General features: G+C 38.7%; 15 protein-coding genes. 6 read left to right on the top strand and 9 right to left on the bottom strand.

Features of this window, described 5'->3' with window-relative positions; all coding sequences use genetic code 11:
• Window positions 1–101: 101 nt before the first annotated feature.
• The 3 genes from modC to modA are packed head-to-tail and all read right to left on the bottom strand — an operon-like array spanning window position 102 to window position 2,668.
• Window positions 102–1,169 (bottom strand): molybdenum ABC transporter ATP-binding protein ModC, encoded by a 1,068-nt coding sequence (gene modC, locus AABS66_RS09775; RefSeq protein WP_206085324.1) that lies wholly within the window; start codon window positions 1,167–1,169, stop codon window positions 102–104.
• A gap of 1 nt (window position 1,170) precedes the next feature.
• A complete protein-coding gene (gene modB / locus AABS66_RS09780) occupies window positions 1,171–1,860 on the bottom strand; it encodes a molybdate ABC transporter permease subunit (protein WP_206085323.1) in 690 nt (229 codons plus the stop codon).
• 25 nt (window positions 1,861–1,885) lie between these two features.
• A complete protein-coding gene (modA, locus tag AABS66_RS09785; RefSeq protein ID WP_272538842.1) occupies window positions 1,886–2,668 on the bottom strand; it encodes a molybdate ABC transporter substrate-binding protein in 783 nt (260 codons plus the stop codon).
• Window positions 2,669–2,941: 273 nt separating this feature from the next.
• On the opposite strand from modA, the gene AABS66_RS09790 reads away from it, so the two are divergent.
• Entirely contained in the window at window positions 2,942–4,012 is a 1,071-nt protein-coding gene (locus tag AABS66_RS09790) for an ElaD/SseL family deubiquitinase (protein ID WP_430224871.1), read from the top strand.
• A 65-nt stretch (window positions 4,013–4,077) separates the two neighbouring features.
• Here the strand turns inward: AABS66_RS09790 and AABS66_RS09795 are convergent, their stop codons facing one another.
• Window positions 4,078–4,227, bottom strand: a complete 150-nt coding sequence (locus AABS66_RS09795; RefSeq protein ID WP_206085321.1) for an AcrZ family multidrug efflux pump-associated protein — start codon at window positions 4,225–4,227, stop codon at window positions 4,078–4,080.
• 231 nt (window positions 4,228–4,458) lie between these two features.
• On the opposite strand from AABS66_RS09795, the gene modE reads away from it, so the two are divergent.
• From modE to AABS66_RS09815, 4 genes are all read left to right on the top strand, one after another.
• A complete protein-coding gene (gene modE / locus AABS66_RS09800) occupies window positions 4,459–5,247 on the top strand; it encodes a molybdenum-dependent transcriptional regulator (protein ID WP_206085320.1) in 789 nt (262 codons plus the stop codon).
• A 140-nt stretch (window positions 5,248–5,387) separates the two neighbouring features.
• Entirely contained in the window at window positions 5,388–6,866 is a 1,479-nt protein-coding gene (gene modF / locus AABS66_RS09805; RefSeq protein ID WP_206085319.1) for a molybdate ABC transporter ATP-binding protein ModF, read from the top strand.
• 319 nt (window positions 6,867–7,185) lie between these two features.
• A complete protein-coding gene (gene gpmA, locus AABS66_RS09810) occupies window positions 7,186–7,938 on the top strand; it encodes a 2,3-diphosphoglycerate-dependent phosphoglycerate mutase (RefSeq protein ID WP_206085318.1) in 753 nt (250 codons plus the stop codon).
• 161 nt (window positions 7,939–8,099) lie between these two features.
• Window positions 8,100–8,846 carry a hypothetical protein gene (locus AABS66_RS09815; protein ID WP_353168602.1) on the top strand — a complete coding sequence of 249 codons (747 nt, stop codon included), beginning with the start codon at window positions 8,100–8,102 and terminating at the stop codon, window positions 8,844–8,846.
• Window positions 8,847–8,890: 44 nt separating this feature from the next.
• Here AABS66_RS09815 and AABS66_RS09820 read toward each other — a convergent pair whose 3' ends face one another.
• The 5 genes from AABS66_RS09820 to AABS66_RS09840 form a co-directional block, all read right to left on the bottom strand.
• The gene (locus tag AABS66_RS09820) at window positions 8,891–9,871 is read right to left on the bottom strand and encodes a hypothetical protein (RefSeq protein ID WP_430224872.1); all 981 of its coding nucleotides are present in this window, start codon (window positions 9,869–9,871) and stop codon (window positions 8,891–8,893) included.
• 216 nt (window positions 9,872–10,087) lie between these two features.
• Entirely contained in the window at window positions 10,088–11,143 is a 1,056-nt protein-coding gene (gene aroG, locus AABS66_RS09825; RefSeq protein WP_349415448.1) for a 3-deoxy-7-phosphoheptulonate synthase AroG, read from the bottom strand.
• Window positions 11,144–11,495: 352 nt separating this feature from the next.
• A complete protein-coding gene (gene pnuC, locus AABS66_RS09830; RefSeq protein WP_430224873.1) occupies window positions 11,496–12,218 on the bottom strand; it encodes a nicotinamide riboside transporter PnuC in 723 nt (240 codons plus the stop codon).
• 64 nt (window positions 12,219–12,282) lie between these two features.
• Window positions 12,283–13,323, bottom strand: coding sequence for a quinolinate synthase NadA (gene nadA / locus AABS66_RS09835; protein WP_430224874.1), 1,041 nt, complete (start codon window positions 13,321–13,323; stop codon window positions 12,283–12,285).
• A gap of 332 nt (window positions 13,324–13,655) precedes the next feature.
• Entirely contained in the window at window positions 13,656–14,432 is a 777-nt protein-coding gene (locus AABS66_RS09840) for a hypothetical protein (protein WP_430224875.1), read from the bottom strand.
• Between the two features lie 276 nt (window positions 14,433–14,708).
• On the opposite strand from AABS66_RS09840, the gene AABS66_RS09845 reads away from it, so the two are divergent.
• Window positions 14,709–15,656 carry an aminoglycoside 6-adenylyltransferase gene (locus AABS66_RS09845; protein ID WP_430224876.1) on the top strand — a complete coding sequence of 316 codons (948 nt, stop codon included), beginning with the start codon at window positions 14,709–14,711 and terminating at the stop codon, window positions 15,654–15,656.
• Window positions 15,657–16,346 lie beyond the last annotated feature (690 nt).

Genomic DNA, 16,346 nt, shown 5'->3' on the forward strand with positions numbered 1-16,346 from the left:
TATGAATGTATCACTTTCAGTCAGCACGGATAACGAATAAATACCACCATCTTGGCCACATACTGTTGTATGTGGCTTTCTGTTAACCACATGATTTAAGATTATAAATGACGTGACAACGACACAGCCTTAACTTGCGCGTACACCTTGCGGCCTTTACGAATTGACAGCTCATCACGAGCCCAGCGCGTAATACGAGCCCACAAATAGTGCTCATCGCCTAAATCCAGTTTCACATCAATTTGCTCGCCATCTTCAATCCATTCAACCACTTCTGCAGAAAGAATATTACGAATACTGCTAATTGACGGTTTTTCTAGCACCAATGAAACATCAGAAGCATCGACACGAATACGTAATTCTGCACCTTGATGGCTATCAACCCGCGGGATCCATAACTTTTGACCACCGACAACCACTGCTGTCATATCGTAATCTGGATGCTGGCTATGCACTGTCGCACTGATGACACTACTTAATGTTTCTTTTTGTAGCCAAGGACGCAACGCACTGCTCGCCCATACTTCTTCAAGTGGCCCAAACGCTTTAACTTTCCCGTCTGCCATCACAATCACTTTATCCGCCAAGCGCAGGATTTCATCTAAACTATGGCTTACATACAGAATGGGAATTTTAACGTCTTGAGACAGTTTTTCTAAATAAGGCAATAACTCACGTTTACGCGGTAAGTCTAAAGAAGCCAGCGGCTCGTCCATCAATAAAATTTCAGGGGCCGTTAACAATGCACGACCAATAGCAACACGCTGTTTTTCCCCACCCGACAACGTTATCGGATAGCGATTAAGGAGTTGTTCAATACCCAATAACTCAACAATGTCATCAAAACGTGATTTCATTGTTGAGGCCATGCCATAACGCAAATTATTTTTGACACGATAATGCGGAAATAACCGAGCATCTTGGAACACATAGCCAATATGGCGTTGTTCAGGCGGCAAACAAATTTTCTTTTCGATATCCACTAAGGTGCGGCCATTTAACACTATGCGCCCTTTGTTGGGCTTCGTTAGCCCACCAATCACGTTAATTAAAGAGGTCTTGCCTGCCCCCGATAATCCAAAAACGGCAGTAATACTTTCAGTGGGTAGCTGGGTATTCACTTCTAATTGCAAATCCCCTAACTTTTGGAAAAAATCGAGTTCTAACATCTTACGCTACCCCCAAACGTTTTTTACCCCAACGGGTTAGCCATTCTGAAATTAATAATGAAATCAAAGCTAAAACGATGGCAATAATACACAAACGGGCAGCATCAACTTCCGCACCAGGTGTTTCAATCAGGGTATACATAGCAAGGGGAATCGTTTGGGTTTCACCTGGTATATTAGACACGAAAGTAATAGTGGCACCAAATTCACCCAGAGAACGAGCGAAAGCCAGCACAGTACCCACGATAATACCCGGTAAAGAAAGAGGGATCGTGATCGTAAAAAAGACACGTAAAGGCGTTGCCCCTAGTGTTCTCGCGGCCTGTTCGAGTTTACGGTCTACCGCTTCGAGAGCCAAGCGAATAGCCCGCACCATTAAGGGGAAAGCCACCACCGCAGATGCAAGTGCTGCACCTCGCCAACTAAACGTGAAGCTAAAACCAAACCAGTTATACAGCCATTCACCAATAAAACCGCGTTTTCCCATGCTGATCAATAATAAATAGCCCACTACCACGGGTGGCAGCACCAGTGGTAGATGGATAATACTATCGAGCAGTGTTTTACCCGGGAAATTACAGCGAACCAATACCCAAGCCGTTAAAATACCGAGGGGTAAGCTGAGGATCACAGCGACACTGGATACTTTGAGGCTCAGGTAAATTGCTTCCCATTCATAAGGACTTAACATCTGCAACGAAACACTCTCTTAGTTTTTATTTAGTACGTGGATCAAAACCGTAACGTTTGAACACTTCAGAAGCCGCTGGAGTTTTCAAGTATTCGTAGTAGTCACGAGTCGCTTTATTGTCTTGATCTTTAACGATAGCCATTGGGTATTCAACAGGTTTATGTGAATCTGCAGGGAAAATACCCACCACTTTTACTTTTTGGCTTGCAACCGCATCAGAGCCGTACACAATACCTAAAGGTGCTTCTTGGCGTTCAACCAGTGCCATACCACTACGCACGTTATTGGTACGTGCTAATAATGGATCAACGGTTTCCCATGCCCCTAAGTTACCTAATGCTTCTTTCGCATAGATACCGACTGGCACGTGGTCAGGGTCACCAACTGCTAATCGGCCACCATCTAACAGTTTTTTCCAATCTGTTTGTTTGTTAATTTCGACTTTATCTATTTTTGAATCTTTTGGTGCGATTAATACTAGCTCATTACCTAATAAGGTGTAGCGTGTATTTTCGACCATTAATTTTTTATCGATAGCGTAATCCATCCACTGTTGGTCAGCAGAAATAAACAGATTAGCAGGTGCGCCTTGTTCAATTTGACGGGCTAATGTGGAAGACGATGCATAAGATGCCACCACTTCTACATTGGATTCTTTTTTGTATTGTTCTGAAATTTCATTCAGCGCGTTAGTTAAAGAAGCAGCAGCGAAAACGGTAATTTTATCAGCGGCAAAGCTGTTGCTTGCCATTGTTAACGTTAATGTTGCACTAGCAAGAAGAGATACCAAACCTTTTTTCATTTTAATCCACCATAGTATTAGTTAACACGCTATATATATCAGGACACAGCGATAACTTAAAGTTAAACTACGTATAAAAGTGTGCTGGCTCAAGAAATGATGCAACTTTACTGCATGTTATCCATAAATAATAAATCAGTCCCCACCATTTTTAGTTTTTGAAAAAATCGTTTTTGTATAGTTTACAACTTATTTCCCTTGTAACTTTATCGGCACAAATCGTACACATGTGAATTTTTCGTCAAATATTTGCAAGTAGATAAAAACAACGGAGAGACCATGGCCATTCAACCGACAACCCTTTCTCCATCTCAAACTCACTATATGGGTGGATTAACTATTGAGCAATTCCATGGGCTATTTGCAAAAGAAATTGTCCCTGAAACCTTAGAGTTTTTGGCTAGTTCTGCGAGTGATGGAAACTTGAATAGCATTGATTTACTACACAATATCGCTCTTCGACAAGATATAGAGGGAAGAAAAGCAGAGAATATCCTGTTTGATTTATTTAGCGGGAAACGATCTGGAAAGCAAGGTATCGATAAAGAAATACAAGAAACGAGTAAAGTCTTATATCAATCAACACATCATAAAGACGCTTTCATTAAACCATCTAAGTTACTGTATATCATTGGTTCAACAATAGAAAATCAGGCATCTAAGCGAGACACTGTGAATTTGCTTAAAGCGTGTTTACCTGAAGAAACCTTCTCTAAACCGTTAGAGGAATTAAACCCATGGAGTCATAACCGGATGACACAATCGGATGAAATCGACTCCGCAATTAAGGGGATTAATGTCTTATCAGAAGACATCACTATCAACCATGCTCTAGGCCTTTATGCTCCCGATCCACAACAAAGCAATACAAATCAATTGAACGACATCATCGCAGAAAAAATAATAAATGAGACATTTAATCAATATGAATTAATCCCCGTAAACACACATGAGCATTGGATTTTGTTGATGATTTATAAAGATTCATCAACCGATGAAATGAAAGCTTTGGTCTTTAACTCCTTCCATCCCCTCAGCTTGGATGTTCGTAATCAACTCATCAATTCTGCTGAATTAATGGGAGTAAACAATCCTGACGTCGTATTTATTGAAGGAAATCTTCAAAAGCATGTCCCAAACGGTTGTGGGCTTTTTGTTATCGAATCTATTAAACAATTTGTAGATAATAATCAAAACGACCCTGTCGCTACACTACAAAAGTTTCACAATAATTTTTTGATGAGAACAGAAGAAGAACAAGAACAATTTAACCTTCACCGCCGTCGACAGTTATTTTCAAATTACTACGATAATAAATACCTATCATTAAGAGATTTCTCTTCAACATGAAAAACCCCCTGATTGCATTCGCAATCAGGGGGTCTATGATCAGTACGAGCGGTAATCGCTAAGGGTTACTTATTCTCAGTGTTATGATGCGGAACATGAGCTTTAGACAGTAAGTTAAAGAATGCGCCTAAGCCATAAATCAAGCCCATGATTAAAAACATCACAACTGGAACCATCATCAGAGCAAAACCTAAACTTTTAATGAGTTCTAACATAAAAAAGCCTCTTCAGTGATACTGTACCCACCAGCCTACAAGATACGCTGACGAGGGAAAATTCGACTCTCAATACATCTATTATAAATACAATGATTATAAATCAAATCAAAATAATAACGCATAATCACGTTATAATGCAGACTATTTTAGACAAAATATTATACTAACGACATACTAAACGTGCTTTTTAACTCTGTCACCACCAACCTAGCGGGAAGGGAGAAAAATATGCAGGCAGAAATCTTACTCACACTTAAGTTGCAGGGCAGCTTATTTGCTGATCCACGCCGTATCGCACTACTCAAACAAATTAAAGCGACCGGTTCTATCAGCCAAGGCGCTAAACTTGCAGGTATTAGTTATAAAAGTGCTTGGGATGCCATCAATGAGATGAACCAACTCACCGATGATATTCTGGTTGATCGCGCAACTGGCGGAAAAGGCGGTGGTGGCACCACATTAACACATTACGGCGAAAGACTGCTCCAGCTATATGATTTATTAGCACAAATTCAACAGAAAGCCTTTGATGTTCTCAAGGAAGATAATTTACCCCTTGATAGCCTACTTGCGGCAATTTCGCGCTTTTCACTGCAAACGAGTGCACGTAACCAGTTTTTCGGTACATTGATTGCTCGCGACCATACACATGTCCAACAACACGTTCAAATCCGCTTAGCGGATAACAGTACAGTGATCAATGCCGCACTGACTGAGCAAAGTGCTAACCGTTTAGGGTTAGTCGAAGGCAAAGAAGTGCTCGCATTAATTAAAGCGCCTTGGGTTAAGCTCAGCAAACAACCAAACCAAACCGAGTTCGATAACCGTCTTGAAGGCAAAATCACTACACTAGAACGTGGTAAAGATAATAGCGAAGTGATCGTCACACTAACAGGCGGTGAAACACTCTGTTCAACCCTGCCAAATAGTGATGTTGATGCTCTATCTTTGCAAGTTAACGATACGATCACTGCACTTTTCAATGCAGACCAAGTGATTGTCGCTACCCTTTGCTAAATAAATCAGCTTACTTGCTTGAAAAAGTAAGTAAGCATTCACCTTTTTCTCTCGCCCTCCTCGCTCAATTGTTGACTTTATCCTCAATCCTGATTATTCCTGTTAGATAACAAGGTAAATATTCATGATAAGGAAGCTTGATGAGCGCAATAACAATACAACATAGCAGCTTTAAGCTCAGTGAAACACAAACGCTTGATATTCCACAACTCAATATTAACAAAGGTGAAAGCTGGGCATTTATTGGTTCTAACGGCAGTGGTAAATCATCACTGGCTCGCGTTCTTTCCAACGAGCTCAAACCACTTTCTGGTGTTGTCAAAAATACCTTTAACGCCCCTGTCCGCCTTTCGTTTGAACAGCTACAAAAAATCATTAGTGAAGAGTGGCAACGTAATAATACCGACCTGCTCAGTGATGACGAGGAAGATACTGGTTATACCGCTGCTGAAATCATTCAATTTAACCATAAAGACAATGAATATTGCTTAGAACTCGCCGCACGATTCGGCATCCGTGACTTACTTTCTCGTCGTTTTAAATATCTTTCTACAGGGGAAACACGTAAAGTTCTGTTATGCCAGACATTAATGGGTAATCCTGACCTACTGATTTTAGATGAGCCCTTTGATGGCCTAGACGTCTATTCGCGTAGCAACTTGAGCGAACTACTCTACAGTTTGTCTGAAAAAGGCCTAACGTTAGTTTTAGTATTAAACCGCTTTGATGAACTTCCAGATTATATTGAAAATATGGGCGTAGTAGCGGGTTGTAAATTAACGATGTCTGGTGATAGAGAGTCAGTACTTGCTAACACCCTAATCAGCCAGTTACAGCACAGTGAAAAAATTAAGCAGCTGTCCATTCCAGATACAGAAGACCCAACCAACGACGAAAAGCTGGATGATACAACCCCTCGTATCATTTTAAATAATGGTGTCATCAGTTATAACGACAAGCCCATTTTGCATGGATTAACTTGGCATGTTAACCCTGGTGAACACTGGCAAATTATTGGTGAAAATGGCGCGGGGAAATCCACCTTATTAAGCTTAATCACAGGTGATCATCCACAAGGCTATAGCAATGATTTAACTTTATTTGGCCGCCGCCGCGGCAGCGGAGAAACCATTTGGGACATTAAGCGCCACATCGGTTATGTGAGTAACAGTATTCACCAAGAGTATCGCGTCGCGACTAGTGTGCTCAATGTGATTATTTCTGGTTTCCATGATTCCATCGGTTTATACCAAACACCATCGGATCGCCAGATACAATTAGCGTATGAATGGTTAGCGTTGTTAGGGTTTCCGTCTCAAACCGCGCAACAACCTTTCCATAGCCTTTCATGGGGCCAACAACGGTTAGTTTTAATTGCGCGAGCACTTGTCAAACATCCAGCGATGCTCATCCTAGATGAACCATTGCAAGGGCTTGATGGACTGAATAGATTACTTGTTTTGCGCTTTATTGATGTGATGCTCAAGCAAGGTAATACCCAATTGCTATTTGTTACCCACCATCAGGAAGATGCGCCAGACTGTATAACTCATCGGTTAACCTTCGTTCCTGAGAGTGGGAAATATCGCTACGATATTGAAGAGGTTATCCGCAGCTAAAAAGTGTCAGTAATTTGGCAAATAAACCAAGTTGCTGATAGCTTTTCATAAAGTCGCAAGATGCTTTGCTTGATATCCATCATAAGAATATGTAAACAGTGATTTTATCGCTTGCTGTATCGATTCAATTAGAGTTAAATTTACTGTATCGACAAATTAATTAACCAAGAAAACAAATATCACTATTGGTGTCGTATTTGTTTTTCACATTGATAGGGATAAAAAACAAGTTGCTACTGGCGTTCAAGTTGACTATCCCTATAATGTAGGTCAGCAACAATTCATTTCTAATTAGAATGTACTGATAGGAGTTTTAGCTATGGCTGTAACTAAACTGGTTTTAGTAAGACACGGTGAAAGTGAGTGGAACAAAGAAAACCGCTTCACAGGTTGGACGGATGTTGAGTTATCTGATAAAGGCCGCGAAGAAGCAAAAGTTGCGGGCCAATTATTGAAAGATGAAGGCTTTGTCTTTGATTTTGCTTACACTTCTGTGCTGAAACGCGCTATCCATACTCTGTGGAACATTCTTGATCAAGTTGAGCAACAATGGCTGCCAGTTGAAAAAAGCTGGAAACTGAATGAGCGCCACTACGGTGCCCTGCAAGGTTTAGACAAATCAGAAACAGCGGCAAAATACGGTGACGAGCAAGTTAAACTGTGGCGCCGTGGCTTCGCCATCACTCCACCAGATCTGACTAAAGATGATGAGCGTTACCCAGGTCACGACCCACGTTATGCAAAACTATCAGAAAGCGAATTACCTGTGACTGAAAGCTTAGCAACCACTATCGACCGTGTTGTTCCTTATTGGGAAGAAGTAATTAAGCCACGCGTTGCAAGCGGTGAGAAAGTCATTATTGCTGCACACGGTAACTCACTGCGTGCACTGGTGAAATACTTGGATAACATGGGAGAAGATGAAATTCTGAACCTTAACATCCCAACTGCGGTACCTATGGTTTATGAGTTCGATGAAAACATGAAACCAATCAAACGTTACTACTTAGGTAACCAAGACGAAATCGCAGCAAAACAAGCTGCGGTAGCGAACCAAGGTAAAGCGAAGTAAGTATTCACTTTATATTACCGAGAAAGGGTTAAGCGCAAGCTTAGCCCTTTTTTATTATCCTTTGTTCTCCTTCCTACAAAAATTACCAACTCAAGGTGTCAGAAATTCAAATAACCGACTATCATAGGGAAAATTTTTTGAAAGGTTGATAAAACAACGAAATGAATAAATTTAATATCTATGTTTGGGTTGGCCTGGTGCTCAGCGCCAGTATTTTAGGTTCACTTCTGTATATGATCAATGCAGGTGAACTGGTTATTGATGGTTCAAATGGTGCCGCCAATCATGAACTGATGAAAACCTTAATGATCATTGCTTGCGTCAGCTTTCCAATCCAAATTGTTAGCATGATGGTGATGGCTTATAAGCCCAAATTATCAATCGTTCTCGCTATCATTAGTAGTGTAGCCTTAATGCCAATCACCATTGTTTTTGCCATGGGAATGATTTTTTCTGCCACACGCTGGCGTTATCGTCAATTAGAGCCATTTGATACCAGCCTTAATGTCGGCTTTACTGAGAAGGTTGAATTTAATAAACGTAATAACCGCATTGTTGTGATTTCCCTTGGGATCATCAGCATTGCCTTTATTTTATTGAGCCAAAGTTTGGGGATGTTTTTATTTGTTCTGACCATTTTTCTTGGTTACTTTGGTAAAAAAGCAAGTGATAACCTCTATTTAGCTGTTAAAGACGCGCAGTTTTATATTCGCCCAAATATTTTTGCGCATTGTTATCGCATTCCACTAAAAAACGTTACTTATGTGAAAGGTGAGAAAGGGAAAGTGTTCTTTGATGTTCAAACCTCAGAGGAGCCATTGCAATTAACCGCGACACCGGCAAATGCAACACCTGAAGAACAAGCTAATTTAAAAGCATTTCTCGAAAAGATCCCAAAAAATCAATAAAAAACAACAAATCATGGTCAGCTAACAAGCTGGCCATGATTCACTTAATTTACTTGAGGCACCATTGGCATAAATGGTTTAATGGGCTCTACTTTTATTGCAGCATCATTAATAGCATGAGCATCTAGAACCTTAAACCCTGCAAGAGAGAGCGTTAATTGTTCTGTAACATCATTTGTTGTAAGTTTAAATACATTTACAACATCATTTGTTGTAAATTTAAATACATTTAAAATATTTACATTTTTATCTTGTAAGTTAATGTTTGCTTGTTCATAAGAAGCTTTATAGCCTTCAATCTCAGCATTTATATCACTAAATTTCTCTCTAACTTCATCTTCCATTGATTTTTTATATTCAAAATCAATATTAAAATTAAGATTAACAATTTTACCATCAGGATATTTCATATACACTTTCTTTCCGTTAGACTCTAGAGTATAATTATCATAGCTTATATTGTTTTCATAAAGGCAATTTTTACAAAATAAGTTATCAATGGAGTTTATCATTTGATTCATTTTATCATTTATTTTATCATTTATTTTATTATTTAATTTATAGCTACTCTCATTGAGATCTTGAAATATTGACTGAAACTCATTTTCTCTTCCATTACGATTAGCAATATCATCCAGACTAATTTCCGGTATTAATGTTAGCATGTTTATTAATATCCTTTTTTTATCTGAGATAAGTTCAGATATTTTAATATCGTCAGGTGATTTCTGATATGCTTCAATCTTAACTAATAACATACCTAACTCTTTAATTTGTTCTTCCATCTTTGGTAAATAAGAAGTAAATTCATATTGAAACCTTAACATACGGATAATATCTTCAAACTTAACATCATCATCAGGTTTTTCATCTAATAAATCTCGAAGCTTCTTATTATTTAAAATAATTTCTTTTTTATATTTATTATACTCATCAATTAACTCAACCACTTCTACATGCAGATCGGTTGCTACTCTCATTGTATTTGTTTCATAACTAGCATTACTAAATTCATTATATATCATTTTAAATTCCTTTTAAATTTATATTTTAAAAGCCATCTAGCGGAAAATTAAAAATACGCCATAAAACTAAGAATGACAAATTTAGTTTTAGTATAATATAAAAACAAAAAAATGATGATAATGATAATTAAGTAAACTAAGAGGTTTTATGAATAAATAATAAAAAACCTATTCCAATAATATGAATAGGTTTTTTATTTAATCTTATTGAATAACTTATTTATTTCGACGCGCTATCACAGCTTCTGATAACTGGCGTAATACTTTTTCTGTATCATCCCAACCAATACACGCATCTGTCACACTTTGTCCGTAAACTAAAGGCTCGCCAGATTCTAAATCTTGATTACCTTCAACTAAATTACTTTCAATCATGACACCGCTGATTGTGTACGTGCCGCCACGAATCTGTTCACAAACATCAAGAGCAACTTCCATCTGCTTTTCAAATTTCTTGCAGCTATTGGCGTGACTAAAGTCAATCATAATGTTTGGAGCAAGTTCAGCCTTAACTAAACTTTCTTTAACCGCTTTGACATGCTCCGCACTATAGTTTGGTTCTTTTCCACCACGTAAAATGATATGGCAATCTGGATTCCCACTGGTATTAACAATAGCCGAATGTCCCCATTTAGTGACGGACAAAAAACTATGTGCTGAACGTGCTGAGTTGATGGCGTCAATCGCAATTTTAATCGTGCCGTCAGTTCCATTTTTGAAGCCCACAGGACAGGATAATCCAGAAGCAAGCTCACGATGAACCTGTGATTCTGTTGTTCTTGCTCCGATTGCCCCCCAACTCATCAAATCTGCCACGTACTGCGGAGTTATCATATCTAAAAATTCTCCTGCCGTCGGCAAGCCTTGACTATTAATTGTTAATAATAACTCACGTGCGATGCGCAAGCCTTCATTAATATCAAAACTACGATCCATATGTGGATCATTGATTAGCCCTTTCCAACCAACTGTGGTACGCGGTTTTTCAAAATAAACACGCATAACGATTTCTAAGGAGTCTTTTAACTCATCACGTAGTTTTTTTAAGCGCTCAGCATATTCTAGTGCAGCTTTTGTGTCATGAATTGAGCAAGGGCCAATAATAACAACTAAGCGGTCATCATCCCCTTCTAGGATATTATGAATAGCAAGGCGTGCTTCATGAACGGTAAACGCAGCTTTATCGGTTGCTGGAAATTTTTCAAGCAGAGCAATAGGGGGTAATAATTCTTTTATTTGTTTAATTCTGACGTCATCGTTCTGATAGTTCATACCTGTATATCCAATGTTTATTATTTTTTACTGTTGTTGATTTGCATACCTAATTTATCCCAAGCTAGAGCACAAAATAGACCTATGAGCTCGCTCACTGCACTTAAAAGATGAATTGATAACTTAAAAGATAATCGGCATCGAATTTTTAATCTAACCGTTCAGCGAACATCTGTAAACAGCTTAGCGCACACAGAAATAAGGGATTTATCTACGGCTGATTATAAAATGAGGAGAAATATGAATATTTAGCACAATAAGTAGGATCAATTCGCATTTTACAGCGTTAAAAATAAGTAAAACGGCTAAATAACGAGGATATTACTTTAGCCGTTTTCTGTTTTTTTTCAGGTTATGGACGAGATAAAGGCGATGAACCATTATCTTTTGCTGATTTTATCCAAAGTCGGGAGCCATTTAAGGCTATACCCAGCAAAATAAGGTATTCCAACGACATCGCGTATACCCCTTGGATAAAGAAAATCACAATGCTTATCACATTAATGATCACCCATAATAACCAGTTTTCAACGTACTTACGCGTCATTAAGATCATCGCCACCACAGAAAGAATGGTCATTGTCGAATCCCAGAACGGAAATGCATCAGGCTCTATGGTTGGCATCGCCAAATTGGCACCAAGCATATTCAAGATCTCAACCGCCCAAGTCGCAAGCACACCAAATACCACATCAATATTAAAAGTCAGATAGAGAATTGCTAATACCGAAAGCACTAGGGTGACAGAGGCTTTTGGTAGGCTTAACCAGCGGATCTTTAATTCCGCTTGCTGAGAGCTATTCACACGGCTCCATGCATACCAACCATAAATATTAGCGACAAAGAAAAATATCTGTAAAAGTAAATTCGCATACAATTGAATCTGAAAGAAAATGACAGCAAATAGAGAAACGTTAATTAAACCAAACAGGTAATTAATCGTTTTCTCTAAACTTGCCAATAAGATGCAAAGCAAGCCTGCTATTGTCCCGAAGGCCTCAATATACGATAAATCATACACGGAACCCCATAGAGGAATTTGTACTAACGTATTGGCTGTACTAAAAAAATCCATCCCGAAATCCTTTTAAAGGTTAGTCAATATTATATTGCTCAGTATTGCATTTAAATTATGCGGGTTATTTTAGACTCTGTGCAAAATTTAACATTTTATTCAGCGGTAATAACGCTTTTTTACGTAAATCATCACTAACATGTATTTGATGACTCTGTGAATTCCCTTCTAATGCCTCTGCAATCGCTTTTAAGCCATTCATCGCCATCCAAGGACAATGAGCACATGTTCGACATGTTGCCCCCTCTCCCGCGGTTGGCGCAATATATAGGGCTTTTTCAGGGCAAGCCTGCTGCATTTTATAAAAAATCCCTTTATCCGTTGCCACAATCATAGATGGATTAGGTAAATTTTGTGCTGCTTTAATTAATTGACTTGTGGAACCTACTGCATCGGCAAGATCAACAATGGCTTGAGGAGATTCAGGGTGAACCAACACAGCAGCTTCAGGATAAAGCGCCTTCATTTTTTCCAAGGACTGTGTTTTAAATTCATCATGTACAATACATGCGCCTTCCCAGCACAGAATATCTGCGCCAGTTTGCTGCTGTACATAGCGCCCAAGATGGCGATCGGGTGCCCAAATAATTTTTTCACCTAAGCTATCAAGGTGCTCTATTAACTCAACGGCAATACTGGAGGTCACAACCCAATCTGCACGGGCTTTTACCGCTGCTGACGTATTGGCGTATACCACCACTGTTCTATCTGGATGAGCATCACAAAAGCGAATAAATTCGTCTTCTGGACAACCAAGATCAAGGGAGCATTGAGCGTCCAATGTTGGCATCAAAACGTTTTTTTCTGGGCTGAGTATTTTGGCGGTTTCACCCATAAATTTTACGCCAGCAACCAGCAATGTTGATGCAGAATGTTTAGCGCCGAAACGTGCCATTTCTAACGAGTCTGCGACGCACCCACCAGTCTCTTCTGCTAGTGCTTGAATTTCAGGATCGGTATAGTAGTGTGCAACGATAACGGCATTTTTTTCAATCAGCAATGATTTGATCTGCTCACGATAAAACGCTTTTTCATCCGAGCTTAATATCGCAGGTTTCGGTGGGAATGGGTAAACTGACTGTTCAAAATCGATAAACACGCTCATTTCTTGCCCCTGTTTAGCATAAATCGATTTTATGACTTTAATTAAGTTTAAAACCGAAAAATAAAGCAATTTTGTTTTATATACTAAACAAGATACTCCACTTCGTTCAAGATGTCTCCACTCATTTTACTTATTGAGCATCATTTTTCACCGTTATCCATTTTTCTTAACGGATTTTTATACATAAAAACGAAAGATGACCACTCTTTGATTGATAGCTAGCTGTTTAATGAACGGAGCATCTGTACATACAAAATAGAACAAGTTAACGTTGTAGGTGCATCGAATAGACAATGGTTATCTGCCTACTTCTAGTATAGGCAGATAGAATATTAATATATTGGCATCGGCGGTAAAATTGATGTTATAACATCAAAATAGCTTACTGCCTGAAAGGACAAGGGCTGCCCACGTAAAAAACCTACCATACTCTCTGCTAAATGACCATCATCACTACGCCGTTCCAGTTTTATATTATCTTGATTACTGACTCTTTCTTTTTTATTCATATCATTTTCAGGATTATTAATATCATCACCCACGTCTAATGCATCATCATGTTGTAAATAATCTATTGCATAAGATACATCATGTGCTGCATACCTTAAATCAGCGACAGAAGAGTGAAAAGTTAGTGTATATTCTTTAGCATCTATAACTAACTGGCTAATATTATAATCAAATTTGAATAACAACCTATTAAATTGAGAACCAATGAATGGATAATTACGTATACTATTTGCTAAATTAGTATAATCCTCTGCGATATTGGGTGTAATATTTTTTATCTCTGATGGGTTTTCAATGTAAAACATCAGTTTATCTTGTAGTTTCTGGTATTTATCTAGCACCCCCTTAACGGTATTAATATAATCTTTAATTCTTTTTATATAGTTTTTAGGCTGAATATATTCCACATCGGTTAGTTGTGTTTTGTTTTGATAACTATTGTCATCAAATATCTTCTGATACTTAGATTCAATTATTAATATTTCTTCAGTTAATGAATCCACCTCTAAATAAAGCCTTCTAATTTTTTCATTTATGTACTGGTAATTTTCCTTTAAATCTAAAAAATATTTATTCCCTTCCAATTTATTCCCTTCCATTTTAATTTCCTTTAAAAAAATGAATAATAATTTCATAAGAAATAAAATACAAATTTTATTTTAATATAAAAAAGAAAAAATAATAATTTCAAAATATAAGCATAATAACTCAAGATACATTCATAAAAATGGAAATTACATTAAATTTTCCATCACTGTTCTATTTTTCCTTGGTTACCGATTTTTAACATAATGTACTATTAGTTGCTAACATCACTAAGTTCCGACGCTTTTCACTCACTTGTAAAGAAATTTTGTCATTTAGGTGCACTTTTCATGCTTTTTACATTTGATCCTTCGCTTTTCTGTCCCTTTATCGGTATCTTAGCGCATCCTGTTATATTGAATAGGCCAGTTATGGAATCACCTGCATCGTTAATAAATAAAATAATTTCTATTTCACTACTCGACCCGAGAATTGAAGCCGTGGTATTAACAGGTTCGCGAGGTCGGGAGCAAGATATCGACAGTTATTCCGATATTGATATCGAATTAATCGGCCATGGCGTGACAGAACTCTTTCAACAAAAGCATTGGATTGATAACTTTGGCAAACCACTCGCTGCACTTCATTTACTTAACTTGGAAGATGATGCCCCTGATTGGCCAACCTGCTTAGTCATCTATGAAGAAGGCCGAAAAGTGGATTTTACTTTCGCAGAGCCTGAACGCCTAGAAAAAATGAAGCGTGAGGGGTTAGATGCCACATTTTCACGGGGCTTTGCTGTTTTATTAGATAAAACGGGGATCACTGATAGTCTACCTGAAAATGCCAATCCAACCTCTTTAATACCCGCCCCCTTGAGCGCCTGTGAATTTGCTGAGATTGTTACCGATTTTTGGCATGAAGCCCACCAAGTGGCGATTGCATTAACACGTGATGAGTTATGGGTCGCGTGGTCACGAAGCGCAGATATGAAGCAGTATTTTCTGACGCTGATTGAGCATCTGGTTTCTATCCAAGGTGAGCATGTTTGGTATAAGGGCCGTAAGTACCATGAATGGATGCCATTAAAATATATTCAAGCGCTAGAAATCATTTTTAATTGCGGTAAAGCAGAGAAAGCGGCGTTATCATTACAGTGTTTAATGCGCTGTTTTGCTGAAGTTAGTGTAAGTCTCGCGAAATTACAGAGTTATGACGATATGCGTGATATGGCTGAAAAAATGCAAGAGTTAGTGATTGGTTTTTTATTGGACAACGGATTGTTACCAGAAAAGTAGTCATTTTTAAATAAGGCACTGCAAGGGAATGCGGTGTTTTTGATTAGGTCAGTATTTTCTGAACCTGCAACCAGCTTGTCGAGGTATGGAAACCGATTGAATATTGACTTGAATGTGTGATGGATACTGTGATGTGTGACTTGAGATGGTGGGTCGTGGGATTTAAATCCTTCGGATTTACCCTTCGGCCTGAACCTGCAACCAGCTTGTCGAGGTATGGAAACCGATGGAATATTGACTTGAATGTGTGATGGATACTGTGATGTGTGACTTGAGATGGTGGGTCGTGCAGGATTTAAATCCTTCGGATTTAGCCTTCGGCCTGAACCTGCAACCAGCTTGTCGAGGTATGGAAACCGATTGAATATTGACTTGAATGCGTGATGGATACTGTGATGTGTGACTTGAGATGGTGGTTCGTGCAGGATTTAAATCCTTCGGATTTAGCCTTCGGCCTGAACCTGCAACCAGCTTGTCTAGGTATGGAAACCGATTGAATATTGACTTGAATGCGTGATGGATACTGTGATGTGTGGCTTGAGATGGTGGGTCGTGCAGGATTTAAATCCTTCGGATTTACCCTTCGGGCTGAACCTGCAACCAGCTTGTCGAAGTATGGAAACCGATTGAATATTGACTTGAATGTGTGATGGATACTGTGATGTGTGGCTTGAGATGGTGGGTCGTGCA

It is taken from the genome of Providencia sp. SP181 (assembly GCF_050446505.1).
GTDB lineage: Bacteria > Pseudomonadota > Gammaproteobacteria > Enterobacterales > Enterobacteriaceae > Providencia > Providencia vermicola.